General features: G+C 67.8%; 24 protein-coding genes. 21 read left to right on the top strand and 3 right to left on the bottom strand.

Features of this window, described 5'->3' with window-relative positions:
- Positions 1 to 18 precede the first annotated feature (18 nt).
- On the top strand, positions 19 to 2,007 hold the full coding sequence (locus C0V75_RS17040; protein WP_101922182.1) for a cation:proton antiporter: 1,989 nt from the start codon (positions 19 to 21) through the stop codon (positions 2,005 to 2,007).
- Positions 2,008 to 2,040: 33 nt separating this feature from the next.
- Here the strand turns inward: C0V75_RS17040 and cobT are convergent, their stop codons facing one another.
- On the bottom strand, positions 2,041 to 3,057 hold the full coding sequence (gene cobT / locus C0V75_RS17045) for a nicotinate-nucleotide--dimethylbenzimidazole phosphoribosyltransferase (protein WP_101922183.1): 1,017 nt from the start codon (positions 3,055 to 3,057) through the stop codon (positions 2,041 to 2,043).
- Between the two features lie 80 nt (positions 3,058 to 3,137).
- On the opposite strand from cobT, the gene cobS reads away from it, so the two are divergent.
- The 4 genes from cobS to C0V75_RS17065 all read left to right on the top strand — a co-directional run bounded on the left by cobS (position 3,138) and on the right by C0V75_RS17065 (position 5,534).
- Positions 3,138 to 3,923, top strand: coding sequence for an adenosylcobinamide-GDP ribazoletransferase (gene cobS, locus C0V75_RS17050; protein WP_371410699.1), 786 nt, complete (start codon positions 3,138 to 3,140; stop codon positions 3,921 to 3,923).
- 90 nt (positions 3,924 to 4,013) lie between these two features.
- Positions 4,014 to 4,883 (top strand): DMT family transporter, encoded by an 870-nt coding sequence (locus C0V75_RS17055; RefSeq protein WP_101922184.1) that lies wholly within the window; start codon positions 4,014 to 4,016, stop codon positions 4,881 to 4,883.
- Between the two features lie 95 nt (positions 4,884 to 4,978).
- The gene (locus tag C0V75_RS17060) at positions 4,979 to 5,284 is read left to right on the top strand and encodes a type II toxin-antitoxin system RelB/DinJ family antitoxin (protein ID WP_101922185.1); all 306 of its coding nucleotides are present in this window, start codon (positions 4,979 to 4,981) and stop codon (positions 5,282 to 5,284) included.
- Complete coding sequence (locus C0V75_RS17065) at positions 5,253 to 5,534, top strand: type II toxin-antitoxin system RelE/ParE family toxin (protein WP_101922186.1); 282 nt, start codon at positions 5,253 to 5,255, stop codon at positions 5,532 to 5,534. The genes C0V75_RS17060 and C0V75_RS17065 overlap by 32 nt, the downstream gene beginning before the upstream one ends.
- A gap of 6 nt (positions 5,535 to 5,540) precedes the next feature.
- Here the strand turns inward: C0V75_RS17065 and C0V75_RS17070 are convergent, their stop codons facing one another.
- Positions 5,541 to 6,413, bottom strand: a complete 873-nt coding sequence (locus tag C0V75_RS17070) for a MurR/RpiR family transcriptional regulator (RefSeq protein WP_371410700.1) — start codon at positions 6,411 to 6,413, stop codon at positions 5,541 to 5,543.
- Between the two features lie 179 nt (positions 6,414 to 6,592).
- Between C0V75_RS17070 and C0V75_RS17075 the strand changes: the two genes are divergently transcribed.
- The 9 genes from C0V75_RS17075 (at position 6,593) to C0V75_RS17115 (ending at position 17,217) form a co-directional block, all read left to right on the top strand.
- Positions 6,593 to 7,372: an N-formylglutamate amidohydrolase gene (locus C0V75_RS17075; RefSeq protein ID WP_101922188.1), complete on the top strand. Its 780-nt coding sequence runs from the start codon at positions 6,593 to 6,595 to the stop codon at positions 7,370 to 7,372.
- 8 nt (positions 7,373 to 7,380) lie between these two features.
- Positions 7,381 to 7,944 (top strand): TRAP transporter small permease subunit, encoded by a 564-nt coding sequence (locus C0V75_RS17080; protein WP_101922455.1) that lies wholly within the window; start codon positions 7,381 to 7,383, stop codon positions 7,942 to 7,944.
- Positions 7,944 to 9,287 (top strand): TRAP transporter large permease subunit, encoded by a 1,344-nt coding sequence (locus C0V75_RS17085; RefSeq protein ID WP_101922189.1) that lies wholly within the window; start codon positions 7,944 to 7,946, stop codon positions 9,285 to 9,287. The genes C0V75_RS17080 and C0V75_RS17085 overlap by 1 nt, the downstream gene beginning before the upstream one ends.
- Before the next feature lie 47 nt (positions 9,288 to 9,334).
- A complete protein-coding gene (locus tag C0V75_RS17090; protein WP_101922190.1) occupies positions 9,335 to 10,372 on the top strand; it encodes a TRAP transporter substrate-binding protein in 1,038 nt (345 codons plus the stop codon).
- A 328-nt stretch (positions 10,373 to 10,700) separates the two neighbouring features.
- A complete protein-coding gene (locus C0V75_RS17095; protein ID WP_101922191.1) occupies positions 10,701 to 12,068 on the top strand; it encodes a glutamine synthetase family protein in 1,368 nt (455 codons plus the stop codon).
- Between the two features lie 70 nt (positions 12,069 to 12,138).
- Positions 12,139 to 13,518, top strand: coding sequence for an aldehyde dehydrogenase family protein (locus tag C0V75_RS17100; protein WP_101922456.1), 1,380 nt, complete (start codon positions 12,139 to 12,141; stop codon positions 13,516 to 13,518).
- Positions 13,519 to 13,523: 5 nt separating this feature from the next.
- On the top strand, positions 13,524 to 14,684 hold the full coding sequence (locus C0V75_RS17105; protein ID WP_101922192.1) for an iron-containing alcohol dehydrogenase: 1,161 nt from the start codon (positions 13,524 to 13,526) through the stop codon (positions 14,682 to 14,684).
- A 168-nt stretch (positions 14,685 to 14,852) separates the two neighbouring features.
- Positions 14,853 to 16,109, top strand: coding sequence for an NAD(P)/FAD-dependent oxidoreductase (locus C0V75_RS17110; RefSeq protein WP_371410701.1), 1,257 nt, complete (start codon positions 14,853 to 14,855; stop codon positions 16,107 to 16,109).
- A gap of 100 nt (positions 16,110 to 16,209) precedes the next feature.
- Positions 16,210 to 17,217 (top strand): NAD-dependent epimerase/dehydratase family protein, encoded by a 1,008-nt coding sequence (locus tag C0V75_RS17115; RefSeq protein WP_101922193.1) that lies wholly within the window; start codon positions 16,210 to 16,212, stop codon positions 17,215 to 17,217.
- Between the two features lie 11 nt (positions 17,218 to 17,228).
- Here C0V75_RS17115 and C0V75_RS17120 read toward each other — a convergent pair whose 3' ends face one another.
- The gene (locus C0V75_RS17120) at positions 17,229 to 18,215 is read right to left on the bottom strand and encodes a D-glycerate dehydrogenase (RefSeq protein ID WP_101922194.1); all 987 of its coding nucleotides are present in this window, start codon (positions 18,213 to 18,215) and stop codon (positions 17,229 to 17,231) included.
- A 179-nt stretch (positions 18,216 to 18,394) separates the two neighbouring features.
- Here C0V75_RS17120 and C0V75_RS17125 point away from each other — a divergent pair, with 179 nt between their 5' ends.
- The 7 genes from C0V75_RS17125 (at position 18,395) to C0V75_RS17155 (ending at position 26,659) form a co-directional block, all read left to right on the top strand.
- Entirely contained in the window at positions 18,395 to 19,084 is a 690-nt protein-coding gene (locus C0V75_RS17125; protein WP_254216512.1) for an SH3 domain-containing protein, read from the top strand.
- 81 nt (positions 19,085 to 19,165) lie between these two features.
- Positions 19,166 to 20,113, top strand: coding sequence for a cation diffusion facilitator family transporter (locus tag C0V75_RS17130; protein ID WP_101922195.1), 948 nt, complete (start codon positions 19,166 to 19,168; stop codon positions 20,111 to 20,113).
- 115 nt (positions 20,114 to 20,228) lie between these two features.
- Complete coding sequence (locus C0V75_RS17135; protein WP_101922196.1) at positions 20,229 to 20,894, top strand: TetR family transcriptional regulator C-terminal domain-containing protein; 666 nt, start codon at positions 20,229 to 20,231, stop codon at positions 20,892 to 20,894.
- A complete protein-coding gene (locus tag C0V75_RS17140) occupies positions 20,895 to 22,079 on the top strand; it encodes a pyridoxal phosphate-dependent aminotransferase (RefSeq protein ID WP_101922197.1) in 1,185 nt (394 codons plus the stop codon).
- A complete protein-coding gene (locus tag C0V75_RS17145; protein ID WP_101922198.1) occupies positions 22,076 to 23,650 on the top strand; it encodes a 5-guanidino-2-oxopentanoate decarboxylase in 1,575 nt (524 codons plus the stop codon). The genes C0V75_RS17140 and C0V75_RS17145 overlap by 4 nt, the downstream gene beginning before the upstream one ends.
- Before the next feature lie 241 nt (positions 23,651 to 23,891).
- Positions 23,892 to 25,271, top strand: coding sequence for an aspartate aminotransferase family protein (locus C0V75_RS17150; RefSeq protein WP_101922199.1), 1,380 nt, complete (start codon positions 23,892 to 23,894; stop codon positions 25,269 to 25,271).
- Positions 25,268 to 26,659 carry a glutamine synthetase family protein gene (locus C0V75_RS17155; protein WP_101922200.1) on the top strand — a complete coding sequence of 464 codons (1,392 nt, stop codon included), beginning with the start codon at positions 25,268 to 25,270 and terminating at the stop codon, positions 26,657 to 26,659. The genes C0V75_RS17150 and C0V75_RS17155 overlap by 4 nt, the downstream gene beginning before the upstream one ends.
- The last annotated feature ends 91 nt before the right edge of the window (positions 26,660 to 26,750 follow it).

Genomic DNA, 26,750 nt, shown 5'->3' on the forward strand with positions numbered 1-26,750 from the left:
CAGCGCGAAGGAACCGCGATGGAGGGACTCCTCCTCGAAGCCAGCATCTATCTTGCCGCCGCCGTTCTGGTCGTTCCGCTGGCGGTGCGCATCGGCCTCGGCTCGGTGCTGGGCTATCTGGCAGCAGGCATCCTTGTCGGCCCGGTCTTCGGCTTCGCCGGGGCCGATACCGCCGATCTCCAGCATTTCGCCGAATTCGGCGTCGTGCTGATGCTCTTCCTCATCGGGCTGGAACTGGAACCAAAGACGCTCTGGGACATGCGCCACCGCCTGCTCGGCCTCGGCGGGCTTCAGGTCCTGCTGACCACCATCGCCATCGCCGCCGCCCTCGTCTGGCTCGGCCTCGTCTGGCAGGTGGCGCTGACGCTCGGGATGATCCTGTCGCTCTCCTCCACCGCCATCGTCCTCCAGACGCTGTCAGAGAAAAGCCTGATGCGCACCGCCGGCGGGCGGGCCTCCTTCTCGGTGCTGCTGACGCAGGATATCGCCGTCATCCCGATGCTGGCCTTCCTGCCGCTTCTCGCCCTGCCCGCCATCCTCGGCCCCACCGCCGATCAGTTCGGCATCACCAATGGCGAGGTGGAAGAGGCCGCCCATGGCGCCGAAAGCGCCGCCGAACCCCTGCTGACCCTGGTGGAACAACTGCCCAACTGGGCCGTCACCGGCCTGACCCTCGCCATCGTGGCGGGCATCGTGCTGGCCGGCCATTTCCTGTCGCGCCCGGTCTTCCGCTTCGTCCACGCCTCGCGCCTGCCCGAGATGTCCACCTTCATCTCCCTCCTCATCGTGCTGGGCATCGCCTTCCTCATGATGCTGGTGGGACTTTCCCCCGCGCTCGGCACCTTCGTCGCGGGCGTGGTGCTGGCCAATTCGGAATTCCGCCACCAGATCGAGGCCGATATCAAACCCTTCAAGGGCCTGCTCCTCGGCCTCTTCTTCATGACCGTGGGCATCGGCATCGACACGCGCACCCTCTTCGGCCAGCCGGTCACCATCCTTGGCCTGACCATCGCCCTGATCGCGGTCAAGGCCGCCATCCTCTACCTCCTCGCCCTGCTCTTCAGACTGCGCAACCATGACCGCTGGCTCTTCACCCTCGGCCTCGCCCAAGCCGGGGAATTCGGCTTCGTCCTCGTGTCCTTCGCGCGCCAGCAAGGCATCCTCTCCATCGGCCATGGCCAGACGACCCTCCTCGTCATCTCGCTTTCGATGCTGCTCACCCCCGCGCTCTTCATCGCCTATGAACGCCTCGCCCGCCGCCTGCGCCCCCGCACCCCCAGCCAGACCCCGGACGAGATCGACGAGAAGGGCCGCGTCCTCATCGCGGGCATCGGCCGCTTCGGTCAGGTGGTCAACCGCCTCGTCCGCATGTCGGGCCTCACCACCACCGTCCTCGACAGCGACATGGCCACGATCGAAACCATGCGCCGCTTCGGGGTGAAGGGCTTCTTCGGCGATCCCTCCAACCCCGCCCTGCTGCACGCCGCCGGGCTGATGGAGGCCGCCATCCTCGTCGTCGCCGTCGATGACCGCGACAATGCCAACCGCATCGTCCGCTATGCCCGCGCCGAACGCCCCGACCTGCACATCGTCGCCCGCGCCCGCGACCGCGTGCATGTCTATGAACTCTATCAGGCCGGGGCGAATGACATCGTCCGCGAAACCTTCGACTCATCCATCCGCGCCGGCCGCTACGTGCTGGAAAACATGGGCTTCACCGAATACGAGGCGGCGAAACTCTCGCAGACCTATTTCAAGGTGGACCGCGCCGCCATGCGCGATCTGGCCGAACTCTGGGTTCCCGGCCAGCCCGTCCACCTCAACGACGCCTATGTCGAACGCGCCAAGCAACTCGACCGCGATCTGGAAACCGCCTTGATCGACGAATTGCACGAAACCAATCCGATGGCGGGCGAGGATGTCCCCGCCCCCTACACCGAAACCCGCGCGGAAGAGGCCGAAGAGGACGCCCTCGCCGACCGTCCCGCACGCGGCGAAACCGCCTGACGGGGGGGCGCCGGAGGGGGCGCCGGTGGGGCCTCAGCCCCCCGACACGCCCGCCTCGGCAAAGGTCGCCATGCCCGACAGGCAGGCCACCGCCCCCTTCACCACGCCCAGGGCCAGCGCCGCCCCCGATCCTTCGCCCAGCCGCAGCCCCAGCGACAGCAGCGGCTCCTTGCCCAGCGCCGCCAGCAGCCGCGCATGGCCACCCTCCGCGCTCACATGCCCCGCCACGCAATGATCCAGCGCGCCGGGCGCCGCCTTTTCCAGCACCGCGGCCGAAGCCGTGCAGATGAACCCGTCCAGCACCACCGGCACCCGCTCCACCCGTGCCCGCGCGACGGCTCCGGCCATGGCGGCCAGCTCGCGCCCGCCAAGGCAGCGCAGCACCTCCAGCGGGTCGCCCAGCGCGGCCCGATGCAGCGAAAGCCCCCGCGCCACCGCCTCCGCCTTCCGCTTCAGCCCGGCATCGTCCACCCCCGTGCCACGCCCCACCCAGCCCACCGGATCGCCCCCGAACAGCGCCGCCGCCAGCGCCGCTGCGGCCGTGGTGTTCCCGATCCCCATTTCCCCTGTCACCAGCAGGTCGGCCGATGCATCCACCGCCTCCCAGCCGCAGGCCAGCGCCGCCACGACCTCTGCCTCGCTCATCGCCGGACCGGCCGTGAAATCCACCGTCGGCCGGTCCAGGTCCAGCGCATGGACCGCCATCTTCGCCCCGAAGGCGCGGCTCAACTGGTTGATCGCCGCCCCGCCATGCTGGAAATTCGCCACCATCTGCACGGTGACCTCGGCCGGAAACGCCGAAACCCCCTGCGCCACCACCCCGTGATTGCCCGCAAAGATCACCACCTGCGGCCGCTCGCAGCGCGGCTTCTCCACCCCCTGCCAGCCCGCGACCCAGATCGCCAGATCCTCCAGCCGACCCAGCGCCCCCGGCGGCTTGGTCAACTGCCCGTTGCGCGCCCCCGCCGCCGCCAGCGCCCCCGCATCCGGCCCCGGCAGCCGCGACAGGATCGAACGGAAGTCGGAAAGCGTGGCAAAGGGCGCGGTCATCTGAGGTCTCTCATTGAAGGGTCTGCCCTGCTTGGCTACCTAAGGTGGGCGGCAATGACCAGCCGCGAAAGGACATATCCATGACCAGCCGCGACACCGATGCCAAAGGGGCCGCCGGGATGGCCACCCATGCGCTCGACGATCTCGTCGCGGCCTTCGGCCTTCTGACCCGCCTGCCCCTGCCTGCACGCAGCTTCACCCCCAGCCCCCGCGCCGCCTGGGCCTGGCCGGTTGTGGGCGCCGTCCTCGGCGGGCTCTCCGCAGCCGCCGTATCCGCCGCGCTCTGGCTGGGCCTCGCCCCCGGCATCGCCGCCGCGCTGGCCCTGATCCTCACCGCGCTCCTGACCGGCGGCCTGCATGAAGACGGTCTCGCCGATACCGCCGACGGCCTCCTGGGCGGGCGCGACAAGGACCGCCGGCTCGAGATCATGAAGGACAGCCGCATCGGCAGCTATGGCGCGCTGGCCCTGATCCTCGTCACCCTGATCCGCTGGTCGGCGCTCGCCGCCCTCATCGCCGCAGGCCAGCACTGGGCCGCCCTCATCGCGGCGGGCGCCCTGTCCCGCGCCCCCATGGCGGTGCTGATCGCCACCCTGCCCAATGCACGCGGCGCCGGCCTGTCGCACCTCACCGGCCAGCCTCCGCGCCGCGCCGCGCTGGCCGCCTGCGGGATCGCCCTCACCCTCGCCCTCCTCGCCACCGGCGCGACAGTCCTCACCCTGGCGCTCGCCGCCGCCGCCACCACCGCCTTCCTCGCCCGCGCCGCAAAGGCCCGCATCGGCGGCCAGACCGGCGACATCCTCGGCGCCAGTCAGCAACTGGCCGAGGCCGCCACCCTCGCCTTCGCCGCCGCACGGCTCGCCTGATCCCTCCGCTTCCCGACCCCGCCCGGTCGGGAACGGAACAGACGCCGCCCCCGCCCCATGGCCCCTTGGCGCCACGGGCAGGAGGATGGAATGCGCTACGGTCTCGGCATGGTTCTGGTGATTGCGGCCGGGCTCCTGTGGTCCACCCAGGGCCTGATCTTCCGCCAGATCGAAGAGGCCGGCACCTGGGCCACGCTCTTCTGGCGCTCCGCAGGCATGATCCCGGTCCTGCTCGGCTTCCTCATCTGGCGCGCGGGCGGCTCGCCCCTGCCCGCCATCCGCGCCGTCGGCCTGCCCGGCGCGCTGGGGGGCCTCGGCCTCGTGGTCGCCTTCGCCGGCGCCATCTACTCGATCCAGTCCACCACCATCGCCAATGCCGTCTTCCTCTTCGCCGCCTCCCCCTTCCTCACCGCCCTCATCGGCTGGGCAGTCCTCGGTGAAAGGGTCCGGGCCGAGACATGGGCCGCCATGGCCGTCGCCCTCACCGGCATTTTCGTGATGGTCCGGGGCGATCTCTCCGGCGGGGCCATGGCGGGCAACATCGCGGCCCTCCTCTCGGCCCTCGGCTTCGCCGTCTTCACCGTCACCCTGCGCTGGGGCAAGGTCTCCGACAGCCTGCCCTCCGTCCTGCTTGGCGGGCTCTTCTCCCTCCTCACCGGGGCAGTCATCGCGGGCCAGATGGGCCAGACGCTGGCCGTCCCCGCCCCCGATGCGCTCTGGGCCATGGCGATGGGGGCCATCACCCTCTCGGGCGGGATGGTGCTCTACGAACTCGGCAGCCGCGTCGTGCCCGCCGCCGAATCCGCGCTCCTGTCGAATATCGAGGTGATGCTCGCGCCCCTCTGGGTCTGGCTCTTCCTCAACGAAACCGCCAGCACCGCCACCTTCCTCGGCGGCGCGATCCTGCTCGTGGCCGTCACGATGAACGGCATCTCCGGCGCCCGCCGCGCCACCGCCTGATCCGCCCCCTCGCCTGCCCCCCTGGCCTGATCCACCCCCTTGACCGTCTCTCAATTGAGAGACACCATCCCCCCATCCGGGAAGGGAGAGCCACGATGCCCGCCAACACCACCATGCTCCACATCCGCATCGACGAGGATGTGAAGACCCGCGCCGCCGCCGCGCTCGAAGGCGTGGGTCTCACCCTGTCAGACGCCGTCCGCATCCTCCTCACCCGCGTCGCCAACGAAGGCGGCCTGCCCCCCGGCCTGACGGTGACCGAGGAAACCCACGACCAATGGTTCCGCCGCAAGGTGCAAGAGGCGCTTGACAGCGACCGCCCCCTGATCCCCCATGACGAGGTGATGAGTGACATGCGTGCCCTGATAGATGCCAAGCGCAAGGCCAGACTGGACGGATGAGGCAAGGCAGGACCTCGCCGCCATCATCGCCTATATCGCCGCCGACAATCCCGCCGCCGCCGATGCCTTCCTGGACCGGATCATCGACCGCACGGACAGCCTCCCCCACCATCCCCACGCCTTCCGCAAAGGCCGCCTTCCCGGCACGCGCGAGATGGTCCTCCACCCGCATTACATCCTCGTCTATGCTCCCCGCGCGGACGGGATCCTCATCCTCCGCCTCCTCCACAGCGCGCGCAACTGGCCCTGACCCGCCCTAGCGGTGCCGCCGGAAGAACCGCGACCGGGCATAAAGCTCTTCCAGCCGCTTCAGCCGCCCCTCCGTCGCCTCCCATGTCCGGTCCTGCACCGAGGCCAGCAGCGTCTCCACCAGAACCAGCAGCGACACCGTCGAATCCCACGCGCTCGGCGCCTCGATATGGCAGGCCAGCACATGCCGCGCATGGGCGGCAGCGGGCGACATCCAGCGGTCCGTCACCAGCACCACCTCCGCCCCCTGCTCCACCGCCATCTCGGTCAGTTGCAGCACCGAATTCTCATAGCGGCGGATATCGAACACCACCAGCACATCCCCCCGCGCCATGTCCAGCAGCGCGGGCGGCCAGGTGTTCGACATCCCCGACAGCAGCGTCACATTCGGGCGCACATTCTTCATCAGCGTTACAAAATACTCCGCCATCGCATGGGTGATCCGCCCCCCCATCGCAAAGACCCGCCGCCCCGGATCGGCCAAGAGCGCCGCCGCCGCATCAAACTCCGCATGGTCGATCTGCCCCAGCGTCGCCTGAAGGTTCGCCACCACCGCATCGGCAAAACGGTTCAGGATATGCGTATCCGGCACCCCGCCCGCCCAGCGGTCATGCTTGGCCAAAGGCGACACCAGCATCGCCTCCACCTCGCTGCGCAGCGCGTGCTGGTAATCCGGATATCCCTTGAACCCCAGCTTCTGGCACAGCCGCACCACCGTCGGGTTGGACACGCCCGAGGCCCGCGCCAGTTCCGCAATCGACCCCAGCGCCGCCATCGGATAATGCGTCAGGATATGGCTGGCCAACTGCCGCTCCGCCCGCGTCAACTCGCCCATCGCGGCGCGCATCCGCTCTTCGATCGTCTCGGCGACAGCCATCATTCGGCCCCTTCCGCTTCGGGATGCACAGCCTTCGGGCAACCGGCCTCCAGCCTGCCGAATCCCCCCGCAACCGCGGCACAGAAAAAATTGTAACAGAAATTCCCGCGCAGAAAAATTCTTGACAGACAGCGCGGGCGCAGAGGACGCTGGCCCAAAGACAACAGGGGGATTCCTCGCGCATGACCGCGAGCCGCAACCAGGACAGGACGGGTTTCCCGCCCGTGATCGAGAACGCCTCCGCCCAGGGGCGGATCGTCCTCGTCTGCGAACATGCCTCCAACCGCATCCCCCCCCGCTGGGGCGATCTCGGCCTGTCCGAGGCCCAGCGCCGCGCCCATATCGCCTGGGATCCCGGCGCGCTGGGGCTGGCGCGCGGCCTTGCCCGCCATCTCGACGCCGTCCTCGTCCATGCCCCCGTCTCGCGCCTCGTCTATGACTGCAACCGCGCGCCCGACATGGCCGGGGCCATGCCCGCCCGCTCGGAGATTCACGACATCCCCGGCAATGCCACGATCACGCCCGAAGAACGCGCCGCCCGCACCGCCGAGATCTACATCCCCTTCCACGACGGCCTCCACGCCGTCCTGATGGACCGCATCGCCCGCGGCCTCCACCCCGCGCTCATCACCATCCACAGCTTCACGCCCGTCTATTTCGGCAAGCCCCGCGCCGTGGAATTCGGCGTCATCCACGATGCCGACGACACCCTCCCCCGCGCCATCCTGGCCGAGGCGCAGGCCCGCACCCGCCTCCGCGCCGAACTGAACGAACCCTATTCCGCCCGGGATGACGTGACCCACACGCTGCGCCTGCACGCCACGCCCTACGCCCTGCCCAATGCCATGCTGGAGGTTCGCAACGACCTCATCGCCACGCCCGAGGCGGAGGCCGCAATGGCCGCCACCCTCGCCCCCGTCCTCGCCGCCGCCATGGCCACCCTCACCCCCGAACCCGTGTGACCCGCACCATGCCCCGCTTCGTCATTGGCTTCGTCAGACTGGTGGACCGCCTCAATTACGGGGTCGGCCGCTTCGCCATGTATCTGCTCTTCGTCCTGATGGCGGTGCTGATGTGGTCCTCGCTCTCGAAGGCCTTCTTCACGCCCTCGCTCTGGACGCTGGAAATGGCGCAATTCGTGATGGTGGCCTATTACATCCTCGGCGGCCCCTATGCGATGCAGAACGAGGCGCATGTCCGCATGGACCTCTTCTATGCCAAGCAATCCCCCGTCCGCCGCGCCTGGTGGGACGGCTTCACCGTCTTCGCCCTGATCTTCTATCTCGGCGTGATGATCTGGGGCGCGGCCGAAAGCCTCGGCTATTCGCTCGGCATCCGCTGGACCGATCCGGAAACCTCCTTCCTCGGCTGGTCCTGGCCGCAGATCGGCCGGCTGGAACGCAGCCCCACCGCCTGGCGGCCCTATCTCTGGCCCATCAAGCTGGTGATGCTCACCGGCTTCGTCCTGATGCTGCTCCAGGCGCTCTCGGCCCTCGCGAAAGACATCGCCACCATCCGCGGAGAGACGATCTGATGTCCTACGAAATGATCGCGGGGCTGATGTTCTCCACCATGCTCCTCATGATGATGACGGGGCAGCGGGTCTTCGGCATCATCGGCTTCGTCGCCGTTCTTGCCGCCATGGCGCTCTGGGGCACGGGCGGGCATACGATGGGCTTCTCGGCCTCGATGAAGCTGATGAAATGGTATCCGCTCCTGTCGCTGCCCATGTTCGTCTTCATGGGCTATATCATGAGCGAAAGCCGCCTCGCCGATGATCTCTACCGCATGTTCCATGTCTGGTTCGGCCCCATTCCCGGGGGTCTCGCCATCGGCACCATCCTCCTGATGGTCCTCATCTCCGCGATGAACGGCCTTTCCGTCGCGGGCATGGCCATCGGATCGACCATCGCGCTGCCTGAACTCCTCCGCCGCGGCTATCAGAAGGAAATGGTGACGGGGGTTATCCAGGCCGGTTCCTCCCTCGGCATCCTGATCCCGCCCTCCGTCGTGCTGGTCCTCTACGCCATGATCGCCCGCGCCCCTGTGTCCGAGCTTTGGCTGGCCGGCGTCATCCCCGGCCTGATGATGGCCGCGCTCTTCATCCTCTACGTGGCGATCCGCTGCCGCCTGCAACCCAGCCTCGGCCCCGCCATGGGCCCCGAGGAACGCGCCACCATCACCCGCGCCGACAAGCTCCACGCCCTGCGCGCGGGCGCCCTGCCCTTCATCATCTTCTTCGCGATGATGTTCCCCTTCATCTATGGCTGGACCTCGCTCGTCGAAAGCTCGGTCATCGGCGTGGCCGCGACGGTCGCCGCCGCTGTCCTCAAGGGCCGGATGAACGGCCAGGTCTTCGAAACCGCCACCCGCAACACGCTCTTCATCTCCTGCATGTTCATGTGGGTCATCCTGGCCGCGCTGGCCTTCGGCGCGGTCTTCGACGGGCTCGGCGCCGTGAAGGCCATCGAAAGCCTCTTTGTCGAACGGCTCGGCTTTGGCCCCTGGACGATCCTGATCCTGATGCAGCTCAGCTTCCTCCTCATGGGCATGTTCCTCGACGACACGGCCATGCTCGTGATCGTCGCGCCCCTTTACGTGCCGCTGGTGGCCACGCTCGACCTCGGCATCCCGCCCGAGGATGTGCTGATCTGGTATGGCGTCCTCTACACGATCACCTGCCAGATCGCCTATCTGACGCCCCCCTTCGGCTACAACCTCTTCCTGATGCGCGCCTTCGCGCCCCCGGAAATCACGATGGGCGACATCTACCGCTCCGTCGTGCCCTTCGTGCTGGTGATGGTGCTCGCCCTTGCCGTGATCATGGTCTTTCCCGAAATCGCGCTCTGGCTGCCCAACTTGATCTATCCGAACTGACACAAAGATGCGGGGCCGACCCCGCACCCAACCTGGAGGCTGACACCATGACGACTTCAAGACGTTCCTTCCTCACCAAGGGCGCTTTGGCCGGGGCTGCCACCCTCGCCGCACCCGCCGTGGTGCAGGCGCAGGCGCCGATCAAGTGGCGCATGCAGACCTATGCCGGGGCGGCCCTTGGCGAACAGGTCGTCAAGCCCGCCGTCGATGCATTCAACCGCATCGCGCAGGGCCAGATGGAAATCGAACTCTTCTACGCCGACCAACTCGTCCCCACGGCCGAGCTTTTCCAGGCGATGCAGGCCGGCACCATCGACTGCGTGCAGTCCGATGACGACTCGATGGCCTCGCCGACCGAGGTCACCGTGTTCGGCGGCTACTTCCCGCTCGGCCTGCGCTACTCGCTCGACGTGCCCGCGCTCTTCAACAAATACGGGTTGAAGCAGATCTGGGAAGAGGAATATGCCGCCGTCGGGGTCAAGCACATCTCCGCCGGCGCCTGGGACCCCTGCCACTTCGCCACCAAGGACCCGATCAACTCCCTCGCCGATCTTCAGGGCAAGCGCGTCTTCACCTTCCCGACCGCAGGCCGCTTCCTCACGCAATTCGGCGTCGTCCCCGTCACCCTGCCCTGGGAAGACATCGAGGTCGCCATGCAGACGGGCGAACTTGACGGCATCGCATGGTCCGGCATCACCGAGGTCTATACCGTGGGCTGGTCCAACGTGACCAACTACTTCCTCACCAACAACATCTCGGGCGCCTGGATCGGCCATTTCTTCGCCAATATGGACCGCTGGAACGAACTGCCGCCGCATCTTCAGGAACTGCTGGCGACCTGTTTCGAGCAGTCCCACTACTACCGCCAGCACTGGTACTGGGCGGGCGAGGCCGATCTCCGCATCAACGGCGGCAAGCTGCAACTGACCACCATCCCGGACGAGGAATGGAAGACCGTCGAAGCCGCCGCCCAGGTCTTCTGGGACGAAATCGCCGCGGAATCCGAGGTAAAGGCCAAGGTCGTCTCGATCATCAAGCAGTATAACGACGTCATGGTGAAGGCCGGACGTCCCTACCGCTTCTGACCCGGGCGCGGGGGGCGGCTGTCCGCCCCCCGCATCCCCGCATCGCCCCCCGGCCACCGTTGCAAGGGGCGGCGCGCGAAGATATGATCAAATTCTGTCAGGTCGGCATCCGGCCCAGCCCTGACGCAGTGAGGATGTCCATGCCCACGGACCTGCCCACCCTCCCCCCGCGCGGCGATTGCTGGCCGCGCAAGCCCGAATTCGGCGGCGCCCGCTGCGCCCCCCCGCCTGCGGGGCGCGGCTGACCCCCGGCAGAGGCCGAGGTCAGCCCCCCGTTCCCCGGCCCCGCCAAGGGGCCATGACGACCGTTTCAAGGATGAGGCCCCAGATGCCCGGAACCATGACTCTCGAAGCCCTGAAAGAAGCCGTCGCCCGCGGCGAGATCGACACCGTCCTTGTCGCCGCCATCGACATGCAGGGCCGCCTGATGGGCAAACGCTTCCACGCCGCCTTCTTCGTGAATGGCGGGCACAAGGAAACCCATTGCTGCAACTACCTCCTCGCCGTGGACATGGAGATGACCACTGTCCCCGGCTACAAGACCGCCGGCTGGGAACAGGGCTATGGCGATTACGTCATGAAACCCGACCTCGCCACCCTGCGCCCGCTCCCCTGGCTGCCCGGCACCGCGCTCTGCCTTGCCGACCTCCTCGACCACCACACGCATGAGGAAGTGTCGGTCTCCCCCCGCGCCATCCTGAAACGTCAGGTCGCCCGCGCCCGCGCCATGGGCTTCGATCCGATGATGGCCACGGAGCTTGAATTCTACATCTTCGAAAACGCCTACGAAAACCTGCGCGATCAAGGCTTTGCCAATCTCAAGCCGATCAGCAGCTATAACGAGGATTACCACATCTTCCAGACCACCAAGGAAGAGTCGCTCATGCGCGACGTCCGCAACCACCTCTATGGCGCAGGCATCCCCATCGAGAACACGAAAGGCGAGGCCGACTCTGGCCAGCACGAAGTGAACTACCGCTATTCCGATGCGCTGGATACGGCGGACAACCACGTCATCGTCAAACAGGGCGTGAAGGAAATCGCGCATCTGAAAGGCAAGTCCGTCACCTTCATGGCCAAGTATGACCACCGCAAGGCCGGCTCCTCCTCCCATGTCCACCAGTCGCTCTGGACGCTGGACGGCAAACCCGCCTTCTATGACGAGGCCGACGAACACGGCATGTCCGCCACGATGAAGCACTTCCTCGCAGGCCAGCTTGCCCATGCGCAGGAAATCACCGCCTTCCTCGCGCCTTACGTCAACAGCTACAAACGTTTCTGCATCGGCCTCTTCGCGCCGACAAAGGCCGTCTGGAGCGCGGACAACCGCACCGCAGGCTTCCGCGTCTGCGGCGAACATACCAAGGCCGTCCGTGTCGAATGCCGCATCCCCGGCTCCGACGTGAACCCCTATCTCTGCTGCGCGGCGCTTCTGGCGGCGGGCCTTGCGGGGATCGAGAACAAGCTCGAACTGGAACCCGAAATGAAGGGCGACATGTATGCCGCCCGAAACGCCCGCGAAATCCCGAAAACCCTCCGCGCCGCCGCCGATCTGCTGCTCGGCTCCTCGATGCTGCGCGCGGCCTTCGGCGACGACGTGGTCGAACATTACCACCACGCCGCGCAATGGGAGATCTCGGAAACCGACCGCGTCGTGACCGATTTCGAACTCCAGCGCCTTCTGGAACGCGCTTAACGTAGGGCGGGGGTCTCCCCGCCTTCCCCGAACGAAGGGCGGGCCAGCCCCGCCGCAACAGGTGATGCATATGAAACCCATCCAACTCATCTCGCCGGTCGATGGATCGGTCTATCTCGAACGCCTGCCCCTCTCCCGCGACGCGGCCTTCGCCGCCGTCGCCCGCGCCAAATCCGCGCAAAAGGCCTGGGCCGCCAGGCCGCTCGAAGACCGCATCGCGCTGGTCAAGGCCGGGGTGAAGAAGCTGAACGAAATGTCCGCCGTGGTGGTCGAGGAACTCGCCTGGCAGATGGGCCGCCCCACCCGCTTCGGCGGCGAATTCGGCGGCGTCAACGCCCGCACCGACTACATGTCCGACATCGCCGCCCAGACCCTCGCCCCCCTGATGGTCGAAGACAGCGACAGCTTCCGCCGCTACCTCGCGCGCGAACCTGTCGGCGTCGTCTTCATCGTGGCCCCGTGGAACTACCCCTACCTCACCACGATCAACACCCTCGTCCCCGCCCTCATCGCCGGGAATACCGTGGTCCTGAAACACGCCTCCCAGACCATGAAGGTCGGCGAACGCCTGGCCGAGGCCTTCCATGCCGCTGGCATCCCCGAAGATGTCTTCCAGAACGTCGTTCTCGACCACGCCACGACCGAGGCGCTCATCGCCGCCCGCTCCTTCGGCTTCGTCAACTTCACCGGCTCGGTGGGCGGCGGTGTGGCCATGGAAAAGGCCGCCGCAGGCACCTTCACGCCGCTCGGCCTCGAACTCGGCGGCAAGGACCCCGGCTATGTCCGCCACGATGCCAATCTCGACGTGGCGGTGGACGTGCTGATGGATGGCGCGATGTACAATGCGGGCCAGTGCTGCTGCGGCATCGAACGGGTCTATGTCCACGAATCCCTCTTCGACGCCTTCGTCGAAAAATCCGTGGCATGGGTCGGCCAGCTCAAACTCGGCAACCCCTTCGACGCCTCCACCACGCTCGGCCCGATGGCCAACAAGCGCTTCGCCGCCGTCCTCCGCGACCAGATCGCCGAAGCCGTCGCCAAAGGCGCCAAGCCCCTGCTCGATCCCAAACACTTCACCGCCGATGACGGCGGCGCCTATCTCGCGCCCCAGATCCTCGTCAATGTCGATCACTCCATGCGCGTGATGACCGAGGAATCCTTCGGTCCCGTCGTCGGCATCATGAAGGTCAAGGATGACGAAGAGGCCGTCCGCCTGATGAACGACTCCCCCTATGGCCTCACCGCCTCGGTCTGGACGCAGGATTACGAGACCGCGCAGGCCATCGGCCAGCGCATCGAAACCGGCACCGTCTTCATGAACCGCGCCGATTACCTCGACCCCGCGCTCTGCTGGACAGGGTGCAAGGACACGGGCCGTGGCGGCAGCCTCTCCTATCTCGGCTTCCACTCCGTGACCCGCCCGAAATCCTATCACCTCAAGAAGGTCTGACCGACATGACCCACAACGTTCCCAACCGGAACTGGTCCTACCCCACCGCCATCAAATTCGGCGTGGGCCGCATTGCGGAACTGGCCGAACATTGCGCGGCGGCAGGGATCAAGAAACCCCTCTTCGTCACCGACAAGGCGCTCGCTTCCCTCCCGATCACGGCCGAGGCCGTGGCGGTCCTTTCCAAGGCCGGGCTGGGCACCGCCGTCTTCTCCGAGGTGGACCCCAACCCGAACGAAGGCAACATGGAAGCCGGCATCAAGGTCTATCTCGCCGGCAACCATGACGGCGTGATCTGCTTCGGCGGTGGCTCGGCCCTCGACCTCGGCAAGATGATCGCCCTCATGGCGCATCAGCGCGCCGATCTCTCGGTCTGGGATCTCGAAGATATCGACGACTGGTACACCCGCGCCGATGCCGCAAAGATCGCCCCCATCGTCGCCGTCCCCACCACCGCAGGCACCGGGTCCGAAGTGGGCCGCGCCGGGGTTCTCACGAACTCCGCCACCCACAAGAAGAAGATCATCTTCCACCCCAAGCTCATGCCCGCCGTCACCATCTGCGACCCGGCCCTGACCGTGGGAATGCCCAAGTTCATCACCGCAGGCACCGGCATGGATGCGCTGGCGCACTGCCTTGAGGCCTTCTGTTCCCCCTTCTACCACCCGATGTCCCAGGGCATCGCGCTGGAAGGGATGCGGCTCGTCTTCGAAAACCTGCCCACCGCCTATGGCGACCCCACCAACCTCGAGGCCCGCGCCCATATGATGTCCGCCGCCGCCATGGGGGCCGTGGCCTTCCAGAAAGGCCTGGGCGCGATCCACTCCCTCTCCCACCCCGTGGGCGCGGTTTACAACACCCATCACGGCACGACGAACGCGGTCGTGATGCCCATGGTGCTGGATTTCAACCGCCCCGCGATTGAAGCCCGCATCGAAAAGGCCGCCGCCTATATCGGCATCAGTGGGGGTTTCGACGGCTTCCGCAAGGCGGTGATGGACCTTCGCGCCACGCTCAACATCCCGGCCAACCTGACCGCGATGGGGGTGGACCCCGCGCGTCTGGACGAGTTGACCGAGATGGCGCTGGAAGACCCGTCCTGCGGCGGCAACCCCATCCCGATGACGCGCGAGAACACCCGCGCGCTCTATCAGGCCTGCCTCTGAGGCGGGGGATGGGCCATAGGCCCATCCTATCCCCCTCATCGCAACCCATGGCGCGGGCCTCCCGGCCCGCCCCAAAACCCGGCCCGGCGCGCGCTCTGTGGCCACAGTTGTCTGCACAGTTTGCGGCACAGATTGCGGCACAGTCGCCGCCCCGGTGAAAAGGACGCCATGACCCTGCTGCGCCACAGCAACATTGCCATCATCGGCGGCGGCGTCATCGGTCTGGCCATCGCCGAACGTCTCGCCGCCGAAGGGCGCGACGTCACGCTGATCGACCCCAACCCGCCCGGTGAAACGATCAGCCAGAACGCCGCAAGCTACGGAAATGCCGGGACAATCGCCGATTACGCCATCCTCCCCGTCGGCACGCCCGATGTGCTGAGAAACCTGCCCTCCCTCCTCTTCGACAAGAACTCCCCCCTCGCCATCCGCCGCGCCGCGCTGCCCGCGCTCCTGCCCTGGCTGATCCGCTTCGCCCTCCAGTCCCTCCCCGGCCCCGCCGAAAGGAACGCCCGCACCATCGCCGCCCTGATGGCCGAGGCCTGCCCCGACTGGCTCGCCCTCGGCGCCCGTCTGGGCGGCGCCGAAATCCTGAAAAAACGTGGCTGCCTCTATGTTTACGAGACCGCCACCGCCTTCCGCGCCGCCGAACGCGACATGGCCTTCCGCCGGTCGCTGGGCGTCACGGTGGACCTGATCGACCCCGCCACCCTGCGCCAGATGGAACCCGCCCTGCCCGAGGTGGAGGGCGGCGCGGCCTTCTTCCCAAAGGCCGTTTTCCTCAATGATCCCGGCCGCATGATCGGCCTCCTCCGGGCCGAGGTCGCCGCCCGCGCCGAAACCGTCACCGCCAGGGTGGAAAGCCTTGAAAGACAGGGCGACGGCATCCTCCTCACCGGCCCCGGCCTGCGGCTCAAGGCCGCCCGCGTGGTCATCGCCGCAGGTGCCCATTCCCGCCGCCTTGCCGCCATGGCGGGCGACCGTGTACCCCTGGATACCGAACGCGGCTATCATGTCGAATGGGACATGCCCACGCCCCCCGTCACCCGCCCCACCTGCCCCACCTCGCGCGGCTTCTACCTCTGCCCGATGCAGGGCCGCCTGCGCGTCGCGGGCACCGTGGAACTCGGCGGCCTGACCGCCCCCCCATCCCCCCACCGCATCGCGAAACTCGTTGAAGGCGCAGGACAAATCTTCCCCGACCTGCCCGCGCCCAGCCGCAACTGGATGGGCTTCCGCCCCTCCATGCCCGACAGCGTGCCAGTCATCGGCCCCTCCCGCGCGGGGGCCGAGGTGATCCACGCCTTCGGCCACGGCCATCTCGGCGTCTCGCTCGCCCCCGTCACCGCCCGCATCGTGGCCGACCTGATCGCGAACCGCGCGCCCCACATGGACCTCGCCCCCCTCTCGGCCACCCGCTTCTGACGTCCGCCCTCTTCACCCTTCGTCAACCCGCCAAATGCAGGCTTGATTTCCACCCCGGGCCTGCGCCACTTGGCGCGGCAAGCGTGTTGGGAGTAACGGCATGGCAAACCGCGCGGCAAGACGCGCCCTCGTGACAGGTTCCGCAGGGTTCATCGGCTATCACCTCTGCCGCCGCCTTCTGGCCGACGGGTGGGAGGTGACCGGCCTCGACGCCATGACCTCCTATTACGATGTCACGCTCAAGGAACGCCGCCGCGCCCAGCTCCTGCAATCCCCCGGCTACCGCGATGTCGAGGGGGCGGTGGAAACTCCCGGTCTCGTGGCCGACCTCGCACAGGGGGCCGAGGTGATCGTCCATCTCGCCGCCCAGGCCGGCGTGCGCTATTCGATCGACCACCCGCGCAGCTATGTCGAGGCCAACCTCATCGGCACCTACGAGGTGCTGGAGGCCGCCCGCGCCACGAAACCCGCCCATCTCCTGATCGCCTCCACCTCCTCCGTCTATGGCGCCAACGAGGTGATGCCCTATGCCGAGGTGCACAAGGCCGACCACCCCATGTCCTTCTATGCCGCGACAAAGAAGGCGGGCGAGGCGATGGGTCATTCCTATGCCCATCTCTATGCAATCCCCACCACGATGTTCCGCTTCTTCACCGTCTACGGCCCCTGGGGCCGCCCCGACATGGCCTTGTTCAAATTCGTTAAGGCCATTCTCGCGGGCGAGGCAATCGACATCTACAACCACGGCGACATGCGCCGTGATTTCACCTATGTCGATGATTTAATTGAAGGAATCTCGCGCCTCATCGACTGCGCCCCTGCCGCGTCGATGGGTCCGCTCGACAGCCTCTCCCCGGTCGCGCCCTTCCGGATCGTGAACATCGGCAATGGTTCGCCCGTCGGCCTGATGGACTTCGTCCAGGCGGTGGAAGAGGCGACCGGGCGCATCGCCGAAAAGAACCTCCTGCCCATGCAGCCCGGCGACGTGCCGGCCACCTGGGCCGATGCCGGGCTGATCGAGGCGCTCACCGGCCCCCTGCCCCGCACCGACATTCGCGACGGCGTCCGCCGCTTCGTCGACTGGTACCGCGATTTCTACAGGGTGTAAGGCCGCACGCCTCACAGCATCGCGGGCACCACCTGATCCGGCGGGCGATGCCCGTCGGCAAAGGTCTTGATGTTGATGATGACCTTCTCGCCCATCTCGATCCGCCCTTCGATCGTGGCCGATCCCATATGCGGCAGCAGCACCACATTGGGCAATTCGCGCAGGCGCGGATTGATCTCCGCCCCCCGCTCATAGACATCCAGCCCCGCCCCCGCGATCTCGCCCGCCCGCAGCATCCGCGTCAGGGCATTCTCGTCGATCACCTCCCCGCGCGAGGTGTTCACGATCACTGCCGAAGGTTTCAAAAGCTTCAACCGCCGCGCATTCATCAGATGATAGGTCGAAGGCGTATGCGGGCAGTTGATGGAAACCACGTCCATCCGGGCGATCATCTGGTCAAGGCTCTCCCACCATGTCGCCTCCAGTTCCGCTTCCACCTCCGGGCGCAAGCGGCGGCGGTTGTGGTAATGGATCTGCATCCCGAAGGCCCGCGCCCGCCGTGCCACGGCCTGCCCGATCCGCCCCATCCCAAGGATGCCCAGCCGCTTACCCCCGATCCGCCCGCCCAGCAGGGCCATGGGCGACCAGCCCGGCCAGTCCCCGGACTGCATCATCGCCAGCCCCTCGGGGATACGCCGAGTCACGCCAAGGATCAGCGCCATGGTCATGTCGGCGGTATCCTCCGTCACCACCCCCGGCGTGTTCGAAACGAGGATGCCCCGCTGCCGCGCCGTGGCCACGTCGATATGGTCCACGCCCGCGCCATAATTGGCGATCAGCTTCAGCCGGTCCCCCGCCTGCGCCAGAAGGCCCGCATCCACCACATCGGTGATCGTCGGCACCAGCACATCCGCCCGCCGCATCGCCTCGGCCAGTTCCTCGCGGCTCATCGGGCTGTCCGGGTCCCGCAGGTCCACATCGAACAGTTCCTTCATCCGGGTCTCCACCGGCTCCGGCAACCGTCGCGTGACAACAACACTCAGCCGTCCTGCGGGCATGGCGTGTCTCCCTGCACTTCCAAATCCGAATTCCTGGTGGCAAAGTGGCGGGAAGACGGGGCAGGCACAAGCCCCGGCAGAAGAGGGCACCCCCGCAAAGGGGGGCAGGACGGCAGCAGAGCAGGCCTCGACAGACCGGAGAACCGGCGCGGGGTCGGCAAAACGACAGGCGGAACGACATGGCGATTTCGGCACGTATGGCCCTTGCGGGCGCGCTGGTCTGGGCGGCAGGCATCGGCCTGGCGCAGGAAGGCGTGCGTCCCATGCCGCGCCCCGACAGCCTGCAACCCGCCGCCGCAGCCCCGGCGGAAACCCCCGCCGCCACCCCCGCCGCCGCCCCTGCGGCAGCAGAAACCCCCGCCCCGTCCCTCGCCGCCCCCGCAGGCCCGGCACCCGCCACCACCGCGACAGCCACGCGCCCCCAGGTCGTCCGCGACCCCAATCGCGGTTCGGTCACCAACCTGCCCCTGCCCCGCTTCGTCAGCCTCAAGGGCAATGAAGGCAATGCCCGCCGCGGCCCCGGCCTGACCCATCGCATCGACTGGGTCTTCACCCGCTCCGGCATGCCGCTCAAGATCACGGCCGAATACGAACACTGGCGCCGCGTCGAAGATGCCGAAGGCGTCGGCGGCTGGGTCCATTACGCCCTTCTCTCCGGCGTCCGCTCCGTTCTGGTGGCCGAAGACCTGGCCGAGTTCCACGCCCGCCCGCAGGACGAATCGGAGGTGCTGTTCAAGGCCGAACGAAATGTCGTCGGCTGGGTGCAGGAATGCCGGTCCGACTGGTGCCGCATCTCGGTCGATGGGGATCGCGGATGGGTGCATGTTTCCGCGCTCTGGGGCGTCCAGCCCGGCGAGATCATCGAATAAACCCCGCTGCGAGTCGCTTTCGCTTGATCGCAGCCCCCCCGCTGCGCTAGCCCCGCCTCACCCGCCCTGAGGGAGGCTCCCATGTCCCTACCGCAATCCGTGCGCATGAACATGTCGGCAGGGCTCGCCTCCGTCGTCGTCGCCGCCCTGCTCGTGGGCCTGAAGCTCTGGGCGCTCGGCGCAACCGGCGCGCTCTCCATCGCCGCCTCTCTCGCCGACAGCGCGATGGACCTGATGGTCAGCCTCGGCGCCATGGCGGCCATCTTCTACGCCGCCAAACCCGCCGACGAGGATCACGCCTTCGGCCATTCCTCCGCCGAAGACCTCGCCGCCCTCGGACAGGCCATCTTCATCATCATCGCCGCCGGCGTCATCGCCTGGGGCGCCGCCGCGCGGCTGGTGGCCGACGAACCCGTCGCGCTCGCCTCCGAAGGGCTCGGCATGGTGGCGATGGTGGTTTCCATCCTCCTGACGCTGGGCCTCGTCTGGTGGCAGGGCCGCGTCGCCCGCCGCACCGGCAGCCGCGTCATCGCCGCCGACCGCCTGCATTACCTCGGCGACCTCCTGCCCAATATCGGCGCCATCGCCTCGCTCTGGGCCTCGTCCCGCTTCGGCCTCGCCTCCATCGATTCCGTCGTGGCCCTTGGCGCGGCGGCGATGCTCGCCCTCGGCGCAATCAAGATCGGCAAAGGCGCCTTCGACGCGCTGATGGATCGCCGCGCCGATCCCGCCATCGTGGCAGGCATCGGCCGCATCGCCGCCGACTGGCCGGGGGTGCGCGGCTATCACGACCTCAAGACCCGCACCGCAGGCAGCCGCGTCTTCGTCAACATCCACATCGAACTGGACGGCGACCAGACGCTGCGCGAAGCCCATGCCATCGGGGCCAGCCTGCGGCGCAAGATCCTGGAAACCTACCCGCAGGCCGATGTGATCGTGCACAAGGACGTGGCCCGCAATCCGGATGAAACCGGCCCCTCCGGCGGCAAGGCCTCCCACAAGGGGAGCGGCCAGACCCGCCCGCATTGAAACCGCTTTCAATCCTCGCTCTCGGGCCCGGACTGTGGCATCCTGAAGCTGCGCGCCCTTGCCAAGTATCGAGTCGGAATTTATTATCCAACTGTATAATTGCAAAGGTCCCGCCATGGACTCTCCAGCCCTGCGCCGTCCCTATCGCCGCGAAGGCGAAGAGAAACGCCGCGACGACCTGATCGCCGCCGCCATGACACTCGTCGCCGAAGGCGGCCCCGAGGCGGCCACCGTCCGCGCCATCGCCGCCCGCGCCGGGGTCACGCCCGGCCTCATCCGCCACTACTTCCAGTCCAAGGAAGAGCTCACCCACGCCGCCTACCGCCAGGTGATGGAGGCGATGACGGCCGAAGCGATCCGCGCCTGCGACGCGGCCCCCGCCGACGATCCCGTCGCCCGCCTCGCCGCCTTCGTCGCCGCCAGCTTCCGCCCCCCCGTGATGACGCCGCTCATCGTGGGCGTCTGGGCAGGCTACATGCATCTGGGCCGCAACGACCCGGTCATGCATGAAATCCACGAAAGCACCTATCTCGGCTACCGCGATCAGCTTCAGCATCTCATCGCCGCCCTTCCCCGCCCTGCCGACCCCGCCCGCGACCGGCGCGAGGCCATCGCCTGCAACGCCCTGATCGACGGACTCTGGCTCGAAGGCGGCTCCCTGCCCGACGGCTTCGCCCCGGGCGAGGTGATGCGCATCGCGCTTGACGGCGTGGCCACCCTGCTCGGCATCCGCTTCCCCGCCGATGCCTATCCCGCCCCCTCTCCAGGAAAGACAGACTGAATGCGCTACGCCCCCGTCACCGAACGCCTCGCCGACCTTGGCGGGGCGAAGTGGGAAATCCACGCCCTTGCCCGCCGGATGCAGGCCGCAGGTGAACCGGTCATCGAACTCACCATCGGCGAACCGGACGTCCCCACCCCGGCCAGCCTGATGGACACCGCGCATCAGGCCATGATCTCGGGCCGCACCGGCTATTCCAACGGCCGCGGTGAACCTGCCCTCGTTGCAGCGCTGGCCGCCCGCTACAGCGCCCGGCGCGGCCGCCCCATCGGCAAGGATCAGGTGATGTGCCTGCCCGGCACCCAGACCACGCTCTACGCCATCCTCCAGACCCTTGTCACCGAAGGCGACGAAGTGCTGGTCGGCGACCCGATGTATGCCACCTATGAAGGCCTGATCCGCGCCACCGGCGCCGCCGTCATCCCCGTGCCGCTGCGCCCCGAGGCGGGCTTCCGAATCCAGCCCGCCGATATCGCCGCCCGCATCACGCCCCGCGCGCGCGTCCTCTTCCTCAACAGCCCGCACAACCCCACCGGTTCCGTGCTCTCCCGCGACGACCTGACAGCCCTCTGCCAGCTCGCCGCCGCCCATGACCTCTGGGTCCTCTGTGACGAGGTCTATGAGGATCTCTGCTTTCCCGGCGTGACCTTCGCCTCCCCCCTCGACCTGCCCGATTTCGCCGACCGCGTCATCGTCGCCTCCTCGATCTCCAAATCCCACGCCGCCCCCGGCTTCCGTTCCGGCTGGTGCATCGGCCCGGCAGAGTTCTGCGAAAGGCTCCTGCCGCTGTCGGAAACCATGCTCTTTGGAAGCCAGCCCTTCATCGCCGACATGACCGCCGCCGCCGTCTCCGCCCCTTCCCCCGTCGCGGCCGAGATGACGGCCCGCTTCCAGCGCCGCGCCACCCTGATCCGCGACCGGCTCGATGGCGTGGCAGGCCTGCGGGTCCACATGCCGCAGGCCGGCATGTTCGCCCTGCTCGACATCCGCGCCACCGGCATGACGGGCGACGCCTTCGCCCGCGCCCTGCTGACCGAGGTCAAGGTCGCCTCCATGCCCGGCGAAAGCTTCGGTGCGGCCCTGGCAGGCTGGCTCCGCCTCTCCCTCACCCAACCCGATGACCGCATCGCCGAGGCCTGTTCCCGCATCGCCGCCTTTGCCGCCGACCGGAGGATCGCAGCATGAGGACGGTCGGTCAGGCGCTCGTCGAAGGTCTCAAGGCGCGCGGGGTAGAGGTCGTCTTCGGCATTCCCGGCGTCCATACGATCGAACTCTATCGCGGCCTCGCCGGGGGCGGCATCCGCCATGTCACCCCCCGCCACGAACAGGGCGCGGCCTTCATGGCCGATGGCTATGCCCGCGCCTCCGGCAAGCCCGGCGTGGCCTTCGTCATCACCGGCCCCGGCCTGCTGAATGCCCTCACCGCCATGGGGCAGGCCAAGGCCGACTCCGTGCCGATCCTCGTCATCTCCGGCGTCAACCGCCGCAACAGCCTTGGCAAGGGCCTGGGCCTGCTGCACGAACTCCCCGATCAGGCCGCCATGGTCCGCCCCCTCTGCCCGACCGAGCGGCTGGACGATCCCGCCGATCTGGAACCCCTGCTCGACCGTGCCTTCGCGCATCTGCTCACCGGCCGCCCCGGCCCCGTCCATATCGAAATCCCGACCGATGTGATGCCGCTGGCCGCGCCCGAAGGCCCCCGCGCGCCCCTGCCAACCCGCCCCGCGCCCGATGCTGGCCAGATCGCCGAAGCCGCCCGCCTGCTGAACGCCGCTCGGCGCCCCGTGATCCTCGCCGGCGGCGGCGCCCGTGGCTGCGATGCCGCGCTGCGCCAGCTTGCCGAAACCCTCGACGCGCCGGTGATCCTCACCACCAATGCGCGCGGGATGCTGCATGCCCATCCGCTGGGCATCCCCGGCTCGCCCTCGCTCGACGCCCCGCGCGACCTGATCGGGCAGTCCGATCAGGTCCTCGCCCTCGGCACCGAACTCGGCCCCACCGATTACGACATGTATGGTCGCGGCGGCTTCCCCGACCTCTCCGCCATGATCCGCGTCGATGTCTGCGCCGATCAGCTTGCCCGCCACCCCGCCGCCTTGCCGATCCGGGCGGAAACCGCCGCCACGATCGCGGCACTTCTGCCCCATCTCACCGCAAAACAGGCCGACGGCCCCGCCCGCGCCGCCATCGCACGCGAAAAGGCCCGCGCCGAACTGGCCGGGCTCCACCCCTCCATGCCCGCGCAGTTGACGATGGTCGAGGCGATCCGCGCCGCCCTTCCCGGCGCCCAGATCGTGGGCGACAGCACGCAACCCGTCTATGCCGCCAATCTCTACTACGACCATGACCGCCCCGGTGGCTGGTTCAATGCCGCCAGCGGCTTCGGCGCGCTCGGCTTCGGCCCCGGCGCCGCCATCGGCGCGGCCATCGCCAATCCCGCTGTGCCCACGGTCTGCCTGATCGGCGATGGCGGGTTGCAATTCGATCCCGCCGAACTCCGCGTCGCCGTCGATGAGAACCTCCCCCTCACCTTCCTCGTCTGGAACAACGCCAGCTACCGCGAGATTGCCGAAGCCATGCGCGACGCCCAGACCGAGATCATCGGCTGCTCGCCAAGCCCCCTCAACCTCGCCCCCTTCGCCGCCGCCTGCGACCTGAGCTTCCAGAGCGTCCCCGAAGACCCCGCCGCCCTGGCCGCCGCCCTCGCCCAGCCCCACAGCGGCCCCCGCCTCATCGAAATCCGCGTCACTTCCTGACCTTGCCGCACTCTCACTGACCCTGCCCTATTGCCATTGACCCCACCCCCTTCATCTTGGCCCAAATACTCTCGGGGGGTGCGGGGGGCGAAGCGCCCCCGCCGCCGAGCCGGAGCGCAAGGCGCGCAGGCGAGACAAAAGGCTTGCGCCGCGCCCTTCGCGCGGCGCTCCGCTTGGCACCATTTGCATTTGATCAAATTCCGCGCCATAAGCGGAGCAAACGCCAGACGGACCGATCCCGATGACCACCGACACGATTGCCGGCATCCCCCGCCCCCGCCTTCAGACCATCGCCCAGCGCGAGGCCGACCGTTACGCCGCCTCCCGCCCCAAGGCGGCGGCGGCGCTGAAACAGGGCGCAGGCCATTGGCTGAACGGCGTCCCGATGCACTGGATGGCCGACTGGCCCATGCCCCATCTGCCCTTGGTCGCCAAGGCGCAGGGGGCGAAACTCACCGATATCGACGGCCACCGGATCGAGGATTTCTGTCTGGGCGATACCGGCTCCATGTTCGGCCATTCCCCCGCCCCCGTGGCCCAGGCCATCAAGGCCCAGGCCGCCCGCGGCCTCACCTATATGCTGCCGACCGAAGCCGCGATGGAGGCTGGCCGCCTCCTCACCGAACGTTTCGGCAGCTTCCGCTGGCAGATCGCCACCACGGCCACCGATGCCAACCGCTTCTCCCTCCGCGTGGCCCGCGCGGTGACAGGGCGGCCCAAGGTCCTCGTCTTCAACGGCTGCTACCATGGCACGCTTGACGACACGATGGTCGAACTGGCCAATGGCACCACGGTCAACCGCGCGGGCCTCGTGGGGCAAGTGCAGGACCTGACGAAAGCCGCGACCGTGGTCGAATTCAACGACCTCGCCGCCGTCGAAGCCGCCCTGAAAACGGGCGAGATTGCCGCCATCCTCACCGAACCGGTGATGACCAATTCCTGCATGGTCCTGCCCGAACCGGGCTTCCACGCCGGCCTGCGCGACCTTGCCACCCGCCACGGCGCGCTCCTCATCATCGACGAGACGCATACCATCTCCTCCGGCCTAGGCGGCTACACCGCCGTCCACGGCCTCGACCCCGACATGTTCGTCGTCGGCAAATGCGTCGCGGGGGGCATGCCCACCGCCGTCTGGGGGATGCGCCCCGCCGTCGCCGACCGCTTCGCCGCCTATAACGAAACCCGCGCGGCGGGCCATTCGGGAATGGGCACCACGCTTTCCGCCAATCCGATGCAATTCGCCTGTCTCACCGCCACGCTCTCGCAGGTGATGACCCCGGAAAACTACGCCCATATGGAGGCCGGGGCCGAACGCCTCGCCTCCGGCCTCGCCGCCGCCATCGCAAGGCACAAGGCCCCCTGGCACGTCGTCCGCGTCGGCGCGCGGGTGGAATTCATCTGCGCCCCCGGCCCGCTGAAAAACGGCTCCGAAGCCCACCACGCCCATCAGCCGCAGGTCGAAGCCGCGGTCCACACCGCCCTTCTCAACCGCGGCTGCCTCATCGCGCCCTTCCACAACATGATGCTGGTCAGCCCCGCCACCACCGACCGCCAGATCGACCGCCTGATCGCCGCCTTCGACGCGATCCTGACCGACCTCTTCCCCGAGACGCAAGAATGACCCATCACAGCCCCTCCGGCTCCACCCCGGCCGAGGCGGAAGCCTTCCTCGCCGCCCATCCCGAGATCGAGGCCTTCGACATCGTCCTGCACGATTCGAACGGCATCGGGCGGGGCAAGATCATCCGCCGCCACGAACTCCTGTCGCTTTACAACAGTGGCCGCCACCTGCCCATTTCCATCCTCGGCCTCGACATCTGCGGCGAGGATGTCCATGAAACCGGCCTGATCTGGGATCAGGGCGATGGCGACCTGCGCGCCTGGCCCATCCCCGGCAGCCTGATCCCCCTGCACGCGACCAAACCCGCGCGGGGGGAACTGCTGCTTTCCATGTATGATCTCGACGGCAACCCCATGACCTCCGACCCACGCCACGCGCTCCGCCGCCAGGTCGATGCGCTGGCCGCCGAAGGGCTCCATCCCGCAGGCGCCTTCGAACTCGAATTCTTCCTCCTCTCAAACGATCGCGGCCCCGACGGCAAGGTCCAACCCGCCCGCGACGTGCTGGATGGTCGCGGCTCCCACAAGACCGAGGTCTATTCGGTCGATCACCTGCACGGGATGCTCCCCCTCTTCAGCGACATCTACGCCGCTGCCGAAAAAGCCGGGATCAAGGCCGAAACGATGATCTCGGAATATGCCCCCGGCCAGTATGAACTGACCCTGCACTATCGCACCGACATCATGCAGGCCGCCGATGACCTGATGCGACTGAAGCGGATCGTCCGCCTTCAGGCCCGCCAGCACGGCGTCACCGCCTGTTTCATGGCGAAACCGGTGGAAGATTACGCAGGCTCCGGCATGCATTTCCACGTCTCGCTGATGGATGGCGCGGGCCGCAACGTCTTCATCGAGGAAACCGAGGGAAGCTGGAACCCCACCCTCCTTCACGCCCTCGGCGGATTGCGCGCGACAATGGGTGAATCGATGCTCGTCTTCGCGCCCCATGCCAATTCCTGGCGCCGCTTCGCCGCGCAAAGCTATGCCCCGGTCAGCCCGACCTGGGGCGTCAACAACCGCTCCGTCGCCCTGCGTATCCCGGCAGGCGACATCAAGGCGCGGCGCATCGAACACCGCCCGGCGGGGGTGGATGCCAACCCCTATCTGGTGGCGACCACCGTGCTCGCCGGCATCCGCCACGGATTGCGGCACCGCCTCGACCCCGGCCCCGAAACCACCGGAAACGGCTATGCGGATGCCCAGGATGCCCCGCCGATCCCGGTGGACTGGCGCTCTGCCATCGCGGCGGCGCAGGGCTCCGCCTTCCTGAAAGAGGCGCTCGGCGAAGACATGCACCGCACCTTCACCGCCATCAAGGCCGCCGAATATGCCCGCGTCGCCCGCACGGTGAGCGAGGTGGATTACGACCTCTACCTCCACACCGTCTAGGCCACAGCCCACCGCACAAGGCCCGCATCCCGTAGGGCGGGGTTCACCCCGCCCCGGCCACCCCTCCCGTAGGGCGGGGTTCACCCCGCCC

Origin of the sequence: Tabrizicola sp. TH137 (assembly GCF_002855575.1) — a bacterium.
Lineage (GTDB): Bacteria > Pseudomonadota > Alphaproteobacteria > Rhodobacterales > Rhodobacteraceae > Paragemmobacter.

Excerpts from the sequence above, each read along its gene's own strand:
- C0V75_RS17125 (WP_254216512.1), top strand. The coding sequence starts at position 18,395 with ATGGCGATTTCGGCACGTATGGCCCTTGCGGGCGCGCTGGTCTGGGCG.
- C0V75_RS17080 (WP_101922455.1), top strand. The coding sequence starts at position 7,381 with ATGCCCCGCTTCGTCATTGGCTTCGTCAGACTGGTGGACCGCCTCAAT.
- C0V75_RS17155 (WP_101922200.1), top strand. The coding sequence starts at position 25,268 with ATGACCCATCACAGCCCCTCCGGCTCCACCCCGGCCGAGGCGGAAGCC.
- cobS (WP_371410699.1), top strand. The coding sequence starts at position 3,138 with ATGACCAGCCGCGACACCGATGCCAAAGGGGCCGCCGGGATGGCCACC.
- C0V75_RS17055 (WP_101922184.1), top strand. The coding sequence starts at position 4,014 with ATGCGCTACGGTCTCGGCATGGTTCTGGTGATTGCGGCCGGGCTCCTG.
- C0V75_RS17085 (WP_101922189.1), top strand. The coding sequence starts at position 7,944 with ATGTCCTACGAAATGATCGCGGGGCTGATGTTCTCCACCATGCTCCTC.
- C0V75_RS17135 (WP_101922196.1), top strand. The coding sequence starts at position 20,229 with ATGGACTCTCCAGCCCTGCGCCGTCCCTATCGCCGCGAAGGCGAAGAG.
- C0V75_RS17040 (WP_101922182.1), top strand. The coding sequence starts at position 19 with ATGGAGGGACTCCTCCTCGAAGCCAGCATCTATCTTGCCGCCGCCGTT.
- C0V75_RS17140 (WP_101922197.1), top strand. The coding sequence starts at position 20,895 with ATGCGCTACGCCCCCGTCACCGAACGCCTCGCCGACCTTGGCGGGGCG.
- C0V75_RS17065 (WP_101922186.1), top strand. The coding sequence starts at position 5,253 with ATGCCAAGCGCAAGGCCAGACTGGACGGATGAGGCAAGGCAGGACCTC.
- C0V75_RS17105 (WP_101922192.1), top strand. The coding sequence starts at position 13,524 with ATGACCCACAACGTTCCCAACCGGAACTGGTCCTACCCCACCGCCATC.
- C0V75_RS17120 (WP_101922194.1), bottom strand. The coding sequence starts at position 18,215 with ATGCCCGCAGGACGGCTGAGTGTTGTTGTCACGCGACGGTTGCCGGAG.
- C0V75_RS17115 (WP_101922193.1), top strand. The coding sequence starts at position 16,210 with ATGGCAAACCGCGCGGCAAGACGCGCCCTCGTGACAGGTTCCGCAGGG.
- C0V75_RS17075 (WP_101922188.1), top strand. The coding sequence starts at position 6,593 with ATGACCGCGAGCCGCAACCAGGACAGGACGGGTTTCCCGCCCGTGATC.
- C0V75_RS17090 (WP_101922190.1), top strand. The coding sequence starts at position 9,335 with ATGACGACTTCAAGACGTTCCTTCCTCACCAAGGGCGCTTTGGCCGGG.
- cobT (WP_101922183.1), bottom strand. The coding sequence starts at position 3,057 with ATGACCGCGCCCTTTGCCACGCTTTCCGACTTCCGTTCGATCCTGTCG.
- C0V75_RS17150 (WP_101922199.1), top strand. The coding sequence starts at position 23,892 with ATGACCACCGACACGATTGCCGGCATCCCCCGCCCCCGCCTTCAGACC.
- C0V75_RS17130 (WP_101922195.1), top strand. The coding sequence starts at position 19,166 with ATGTCCCTACCGCAATCCGTGCGCATGAACATGTCGGCAGGGCTCGCC.
- C0V75_RS17060 (WP_101922185.1), top strand. The coding sequence starts at position 4,979 with ATGCCCGCCAACACCACCATGCTCCACATCCGCATCGACGAGGATGTG.
- C0V75_RS17100 (WP_101922456.1), top strand. The coding sequence starts at position 12,139 with ATGAAACCCATCCAACTCATCTCGCCGGTCGATGGATCGGTCTATCTC.
- C0V75_RS17145 (WP_101922198.1), top strand. The coding sequence starts at position 22,076 with ATGAGGACGGTCGGTCAGGCGCTCGTCGAAGGTCTCAAGGCGCGCGGG.
- C0V75_RS17110 (WP_371410701.1), top strand. The coding sequence starts at position 14,853 with ATGACCCTGCTGCGCCACAGCAACATTGCCATCATCGGCGGCGGCGTC.
- C0V75_RS17095 (WP_101922191.1), top strand. The coding sequence starts at position 10,701 with ATGCCCGGAACCATGACTCTCGAAGCCCTGAAAGAAGCCGTCGCCCGC.
- C0V75_RS17070 (WP_371410700.1), bottom strand. The coding sequence starts at position 6,413 with ATGATGGCTGTCGCCGAGACGATCGAAGAGCGGATGCGCGCCGCGATG.